This window comes from Microvirga sesbaniae (assembly GCF_025460805.1).
Lineage (GTDB): Bacteria > Pseudomonadota > Alphaproteobacteria > Rhizobiales > Beijerinckiaceae > Microvirga > Microvirga sesbaniae.
The window spans coordinates 47172-53739 of record NZ_JAMXFJ010000028.1 but is presented as its reverse complement, the minus strand read 5'-3'; the positions used below and the strand labels follow the sequence as shown (position 1 = coordinate 53739).

Annotated in this window: 9 protein-coding genes; 3 read left to right on the top strand and 6 right to left on the bottom strand. The window is 59.9% G+C overall.

The window, feature by feature from the left end; genetic code table 11:
• From OCW50_RS25635 to OCW50_RS25625, 3 genes are all read right to left on the bottom strand, one after another.
• Positions 1 to 548: ATP-dependent metallopeptidase FtsH/Yme1/Tma family protein (locus OCW50_RS25635; RefSeq protein WP_262299498.1), on the bottom strand; the 548-nt coding region annotated here is incomplete at its 3' end.
• Positions 549 to 617: 69 nt separating this feature from the next.
• Positions 618 to 1025, bottom strand: a complete 408-nt coding sequence (locus OCW50_RS25630; RefSeq protein WP_262299497.1) for a DUF4112 domain-containing protein — start codon at positions 1023 to 1025, stop codon at positions 618 to 620.
• A gap of 141 nt (positions 1026 to 1166) precedes the next feature.
• Complete coding sequence (locus tag OCW50_RS25625; protein ID WP_262299496.1) at positions 1167 to 1460, bottom strand: hypothetical protein; 294 nt, start codon at positions 1458 to 1460, stop codon at positions 1167 to 1169.
• A gap of 482 nt (positions 1461 to 1942) precedes the next feature.
• Between OCW50_RS25625 and OCW50_RS25620 the strand changes: the two genes are divergently transcribed.
• Positions 1943 to 2089 (top strand): hypothetical protein, encoded by a 147-nt coding sequence (locus tag OCW50_RS25620; protein ID WP_262299495.1) that lies wholly within the window; start codon positions 1943 to 1945, stop codon positions 2087 to 2089.
• Between the two features lie 399 nt (positions 2090 to 2488).
• Here OCW50_RS25620 and OCW50_RS25615 read toward each other — a convergent pair whose 3' ends face one another.
• Both OCW50_RS25615 and OCW50_RS25610 read right to left on the bottom strand, forming a co-directional pair.
• Positions 2489 to 2785 carry a GAS domain-containing protein gene (locus tag OCW50_RS25615; RefSeq protein ID WP_262299494.1) on the bottom strand — a complete coding sequence of 99 codons (297 nt, stop codon included), beginning with the start codon at positions 2783 to 2785 and terminating at the stop codon, positions 2489 to 2491.
• A 216-nt stretch (positions 2786 to 3001) separates the two neighbouring features.
• Complete coding sequence (locus OCW50_RS25610; protein ID WP_262299493.1) at positions 3002 to 3460, bottom strand: translation initiation factor 2; 459 nt, start codon at positions 3458 to 3460, stop codon at positions 3002 to 3004.
• Positions 3461 to 3921: 461 nt separating this feature from the next.
• Between OCW50_RS25610 and OCW50_RS25605 the strand changes: the two genes are divergently transcribed.
• Complete coding sequence (locus OCW50_RS25605) at positions 3922 to 4566, top strand: hypothetical protein (protein WP_262299492.1); 645 nt, start codon at positions 3922 to 3924, stop codon at positions 4564 to 4566.
• 540 nt (positions 4567 to 5106) lie between these two features.
• Here the strand turns inward: OCW50_RS25605 and OCW50_RS25600 are convergent.
• Entirely contained in the window at positions 5107 to 6333 is a 1227-nt protein-coding gene (locus OCW50_RS25600; RefSeq protein WP_262299502.1) for a replication-associated recombination protein A, read from the bottom strand.
• Positions 6334 to 6336: 3 nt separating this feature from the next.
• On the opposite strand from OCW50_RS25600, the gene OCW50_RS25595 reads away from it, so the two are divergent.
• Positions 6337 to 6462: a hypothetical protein gene (locus tag OCW50_RS25595; protein ID WP_262299503.1), complete on the top strand. Its 126-nt coding sequence runs from the start codon at positions 6337 to 6339 to the stop codon at positions 6460 to 6462.
• Positions 6463 to 6568 lie beyond the last annotated feature (106 nt).

Below are 6568 nucleotides of genomic sequence, written 5' to 3'. Positions count from 1 at the left end.
TTCTGCGGGTCGCGCAGGAACTCCACCACCTCCTGCAGGTCTTCCTTGGCCTCGTCGATGCCCGCCACGTCGTCGAAGGTGACGCGGCCATGCGCCTCGGTCAGGAGCTTCGCCTTGGACTTGCCGATTGACATCATGCCGCCCCCGCCTTGCTGACCCATGGCCTTGCGCGACATCCAGACCACGATGCCGATCATCAACGCGAATGGCAGCAGCGACAGCAGCAGACTGCCAAGAAGGCTTGGTTGACGCGGCGGCTCGGCTTTGATGACAACACCCTTCAACTGGAGCTGGGCGATCAGATCGGCACCCTGCGGAACGTAGGTTGTGACACGGCTGCCTGCCGAGCGCTCGGCGATCACCTCCTGACCCTGGATGGTGGCCGAACGGATTTCACCCTGGTCGACGGCTGTAACGAAGGCAGAGTAGGGAAGTTGCTCAGACTGAGGTGCCGACGGGTTCTGGAAGTAGAACAGCGACAGCAGCGCCATGACCACGGCCACAATCACGAGAGTGCGAAAGTTGGGTGCGGTGTTCGGATTGTTCATCTCTAAGCTCTCTCAACAATAATGAACCAGGCGGCGAACCGCCGGACATGTTTCGCTTGGCGAGCGTTATCAGCGCTGGAAGCGGGTGGGCGCTGGATGTGCCTTGTCCAAGTGTGTGCGGAGAAGGTCCACGTTGCGCAGGTTCGAGCGGTAGAACACGTCGCCTACCCAGCCCACGAGCGGAATGGCGCTGATCATGAAGTCGACACCGACATTGCCCATCATGCGCAGGAGCGTCGACATGGGCACGCCCAGGCGGCCCGCCTCCCAGATCAGGTAAGCCGACATGCCCTTGGATGTCAGGGTACCCACGCCGGGAATGAGGTTCAGGAGCGCGTCTGCGCCGAAGCGGATGTTGGTTCCCGGCACACGAACTGCGCTGTCGAGAAGCCGCGCCAGCGCGTCGAGCCGCGCGCGTGTTTCTGCCGCATGGAGCGAGGTGTCGGTGAAGGGGGAGGTATATGAGTAAGACGTCACAGTCGTCTCCCAGATGCGGAGCAGCGTCAAGTGCTCCTCAGGTGAGAGAGTCCGACATCGCAGCCTGGGAAAGACTGCCAGAGGGGCCCGGACCCCGGTAAACATGAGGTGGGGGTGGAAGGACCTGGATTCAAGATTGGGCTACCACCCTTTGGAGCCTGGGATAGAGCATCGTTCCTGGTGGACGATGAGCGTGTAATCGGCATCGATGACACTACCCTTCAACCGATGCTGCGCCTGGCGCAGCCTGCGGCGACGAAAAAAGGACAAGGCGATGGCGCTGGCGATCACCAGAGGCAGGACGACAAACAATCCAACGAGCGTGATGGCGAGAAGAGCCAGCGCAGCCGTAATCAACACGGCAAGTCGGAGCATCGCGCTCCATGTCCAGCGCGTGCCAGCCCTGTCGGAGTGCGACGCGTAGACTATTCGCATGATTGTCCCCGTTACAACACAACGCTGCCCGAGCGGCTTTCGATTGGTTTCACGTCTGGTATACGAAGTAACTCGGTAGTTTAATCCAGGTCATTGTTTAGAAAGGGAGCGTTCAGCCTGATGCAACTGGGAGTAGTAAGTTAAGCTGAAGCGTGTGACATCCGAGGGGTGCGGGCGAAACTGTCAGAGGGCGTCTAAGTGCTTTAGCAGACCGGCGGACATTTCAATCTGGCAGCCACACTTGTGTAGGTACTCCCGCAAGGGCCCTCACGGGACGAAGGTCCTGCTCATTCCCCATTCCGGGTGGTGAAGAGGCCTTCTTTATGTCCAAGGCGGTCACTAAGTATGGGCCCCACTCTCAAGATTATTAGGATTTTGTCTCACCCAAATGCCCCGAAGGTTACGCTGAAACTGATCGGGACTGGTCCAGTTAGTTTTTTAACATAGGACATCAACGGCTGAGCTCGAAGGATCGTCCACAGTTGCCGAGATCCCTGGCATCCTTCATCGGCCAGACGCTCGGTGGCCACTATCAGGACACTATTCTAGCCCCGCTGAACGACGAATTGAAAATGCTCGTTGATGCTCTCGATGAAGCAAAGGGGGATGAGAAGGCTGCTGATGCTTAGGGGGAGTCCGACGAGGAGCCCGGGAGGGCAGTACATCCGTGCGCATCCCGGGGCTCGCCGACAGCTGTCGCTGCAAGGCAGCTGGAATGACCTTGAGCTGATTTGCTTGAAGGGACAAGGGGCGCGAAGGAGGCATGACGCCTCGCCACAACCGGGCTTCGTCTAGGCTGTATCAGGTGCTCGCAGGCATTCACGCCGCGGTTGATGCTCTTCCCATTCTCGTCCTTCCACTCATTGAAGGAGACATCCTGCTCCTGCTTGGACATTGTTAGGACCATGCGACCCTTAGTCTCTGTCCACCACTCCTTCGATCCGGCGCTGAGGGGTTGGCCGTGTGAGCCCAGAGATAATGGTTGTCTCGCTCTGGGAACTGCGTGCTCTGAACATACTGCTCAACGGCTAAGGGCGTATTGCGTCGATCTCCCCGCTCACCCGGCCCCGAAGGTACTCCAAGTGCTTGAGCTCCTCGGTAGCGGAAGCGATCCGCCTTTCGACATGCTGCAGATCCTGATGTGCCGCTTTGAAGCGTCCCAGCTCCGCGGCAAGTGCATCATGGTCAGCCTCGGCCTGTTGGAGTGCTTGGGTCAGGCGAGCGATTCTGGTCTGAGTATCAGCCCCGAGAATACCGGAGTTTAGAATGAAGAGCCCGCAGAGCCCCCATCCTGCAACGGCCAAAACTGCCGGAAGCCGGTTCATCACAGTCCATCCTAGTCATAGTCCGTTCCTGATTATCTCCGATATGGGCTGCTGTGGGAGTGGCATGAAGAGGTAGAGGCGGTTCGCGCCGCCGTTGCAACCGCTTGGGTGCCGGTGAGCGCAGCGGGCGTACGAGGAAGGCCAAACGAGGGGTTGGCGGCAGACATAAAGAAAACCCCGGCCTTGGCCGAGGTTCTACATTCGTTCATCCGACAGTTATGAGGTCGGCGGGACAGCCTCTTTCACTGGCCCGCGGGGAGCAGGGCGCTTGTGACCACGGTACTTCGAGGAGACGGCGAGCGGAGCCAGGCTCGCGTTTACAGGATTCGGATAGTGCTCCAGTGTCGCGCCGGTTGCAGCATCGACGCCCATGCCAACGAGGCCGCCGATCAGGACGTTACCGGCAAATCCGGCCGCACCGCTGCCCGCCACGCGAGTTTGGACCATGATGTCTTGGCTCTCGTACCCATCCTTGGAGAAAGTTGCGACGAACTCGGCTTTTCTGTCCACTTGAAGCGTGCAGGGTGTTGTCGGGCAGGTCAGGCCCGTCGAAGTCCGCATGGCTGCGGGAGGTTCAGAGTCGAAAGTAATCTGTTCAGTCGTGCCACGAGTGACCGTTGCGCAGGCGCCCAACGAAAGGCTGCCCGCGAGGATCGCGAGTAGAGAAATACGCATTGTTGCCCCCAAAGAAGCGGCTTCCGCTCGGGCACGGTGGGCCCAACGGAAACTCGCCACCGACATTCGTATGTGGCTGCGCAATGCTCAGGCACTAACATAGATTAGTGGGCGAAGCTCCACGATCGGAGTGTGCTTTTGAGGAGACACCCGCTCGCACCTAGGAACGGTTAGAAGGGGCAGCCTGCGATGGTTAAGTAGGCCTATCTGGCGACGGGGTTGCATGAAGGCCGCTACAATCTGCAAGTCTAGCTCTATCAGACCGCCGGCTATGCCCGCTGGCTAGCTTGGTACGGGGTCATGCTCACGCGACGCCCGGAAGAAACAATAGCGCTGAAGCTGTTCTCAAGTCATTCGAAGGCACGACGATTCTAATGGAAGATGACGTGGTCTCCTGGTATTGACGCCGTACAAGTGAGATCTTAGGTCACTAGCTTTCCTCGTTTATAATCAGCAAAGAAATGAAGCGGAACACCAAGCCTTTTTCGATCGAGATCAAGAAGTCCCGCATTCCAGGTCAGCTCCATCACCTCCCGCCTAGGAGCCTGTTCGTGCCAATTCCGGTTGAGCCCTCCAAAATCGTCCAGAAAGAAGAGCCTCAGGCAGCTGCTGAGACCTCTCCTGTCCCACGCATCCTGCCGAGCATCGTCGAACATCCATGGGGCAACTCTGAGCCCGCTGACCCGGTCCGACGCGAGGACCCGGCAGCGGAGGCTCGTCGGGAACAGATGGAGTTTGATCTGACAACGAGCGCCTTCGAGGACGTGAAGGCAACACAATCCGATGTGCCGGTGATCACCGAAGCTGTGCCACAGGTTGACATGGCGACTGAACCAGAGGCTCTGTCGGCTCATGATGGTCAGCCAGTGCAGGTTGCAATAGCGAATGCCAGGGCAAGGAAGCCGACAAGGAAGGCTTCTGCAGTTGTTGAGCCACTGGAATATCCCCAGCGAGCGTTTGATCTTGAGCAACCACCAGAGGCCGAGTTGACTTTGCCATCAGCGCCGAAAGCGGTGAAGCGCAGGCTGACCAAGCGCCAGGCCGCCACCATTCAACTGCCACGGCATGAACGTTGGAAGCGGCGCCTTCATCCCGCAATCTGGTAAGTTCGTTACTCCTTCGGAGTTGTAGATCCATCTCGCAACGCCACCACGACGTCCGCCGGCGGTACGCCGCGATGCCACAGGACGTAGACAGTGCGATAACGCGGTGGTGCAAGGCCGCCGGCGCGGCACGCCGCGACAGCCTGATCATGCGCCCTGCGAATGCTACCAAACGGCGCCGCATCGCCCTGCCTCTAAGCGTCGGGGCGGCAGCTCAGGATAGCGCGCCAGATGATGACCAGTTTCAGGTGCGGGAAACTGCGGCCTTTCCGCGTGGTCTTTGGTCTGGAGGCCCGCTCTGGCCCATGCGTGGCGCGTTCTCGAGCCAAAGCGAAGCGACGCTGGAGGGCGCGATGGTAGAGATCTTGACCGTCATCATCTGGGTCTGCGCCACGCTGCTCCGCATCGCGCAAGGCCGTCCTCAACCGTGCGATCCGCCAAGCTGGAATGGTTTCGAAAGGTTCAGCGCTCATCGTGCTTCGCCACTGGATTGCGTCTCTCCTACCATGCGGGTGCGGGTGCGGCCCTATCCCAGGTTTCTCATCAACTGCTGCCGGACTCTTCCTGCCATTGCCGTGGTTGCGGCTGGCCGGTGACACGCTCCCACCAGGCATCGGCTCGCGCCTCGAACGTCTGACCGCCCCGACCATCGCTCTTATAGAACTGACCGGGTTGGATCCCAGGAGAGTAAGTCTGCTCAACCCAGCCACGCGGATCATCATGCGGGAACCGGTAGCCCACGTGGCCCAGTTTGGCCGCTCCGGCATAGTGCCCGTCCCGCAGGTGCGGAGGAACCGGGATCATCGGCTGGGATTTGACGTAAGCCATCGCCATACCGATGCCGCGGCAAGCTGAGTTTGACTTCGGGGCCCGGGCGATATGCAAGGCTGCATGGGCGAGCACGATCTGGGCTTCAGGGTAGCCAACGTGCTGGACGGCCGTGAGAGCCGCCGCCGCAGTCTGCAGGGCGGTATTATCGGCAAGGCCTACATCCTCCGAAGCGTGGATGAGAATGCGGCGGGCAATGAAGCGGGGATCCTCTCCGGAATGGATCAGGCGGGCCAGCCAATAGAGGGTGGCGTCCGGATCAGATCCGCGCATCGATTTGATGAAGGCCGAGATCGTGTCGTAGTGATAGTCGCCTTTACGATCGAAGGGCAGGGGAGAGGCTTGATAGACCTCGTTCACCATGGCTCCGGTGATTGGGACGGTTGAGCCGGGGGAAGATCCGAGCACCAAGGTCTCAAGGGCGTTCAACACGCGACGGGCGTCACCTCCGGCCCGGCCCGTGAGCTGCTTCATGGCATCCTCATCAAGGTGGACGTTCAGATCCTTGTGGCTCATGAGAAAGGCGACCCCGCGCTCCACGACTTGGCGTAGGTCCTCCAGCGAGTGCAGCTCCAGCTGGAAAATGGATGCGCGGGAGACAAGCGCCGGGGTGAGGACGTGATACGGATTGCCGGTGGTGGCAGCTATCAGGTCGAAGGTGCCGGTCTCGGTCAGATCGAGGAGATAATCCTGCTGCGCGCTGCTGAAGCGATGGATCTCGTCGATGAACACCAAGATGTCCTTGGCCTGAGCCTCTTGAGCCACAGCCTTGATGTCGGCAACGTTGCTGCTGGCGGGATGAAGAGAACGGAACTCCTTCTGCATCTCCTGGCCGATCGCGCGGGCGATCGTGGTCTTGCCAACGCCTGGCGGGCCGAAGAGGATAACCGTGCCTAGACGCCCGGCCTGGACACGCCGCCGCAAGGGCCCGCCTGGTCCCAGAACATGCTGCTGCCCGATGAGCTCATCGAGCGTTTGCGGGCGGATCTCGGCGGCAAGCGGTTTGGGGCGCTGCTCCTGAGCGTTGGAGAAGAGGTCAGCTTTCATCGTAAAATTCGAAGCTTTGAATGATCCGGGGCTTGGAGGCTTGAGCGGAGAGGGGCTCAGAGGAGCCCGAATGAGCGATTCTGGGCCTCTTTAGCACACGACGACCAGTGGACGACAAGCGAGAGTTGAT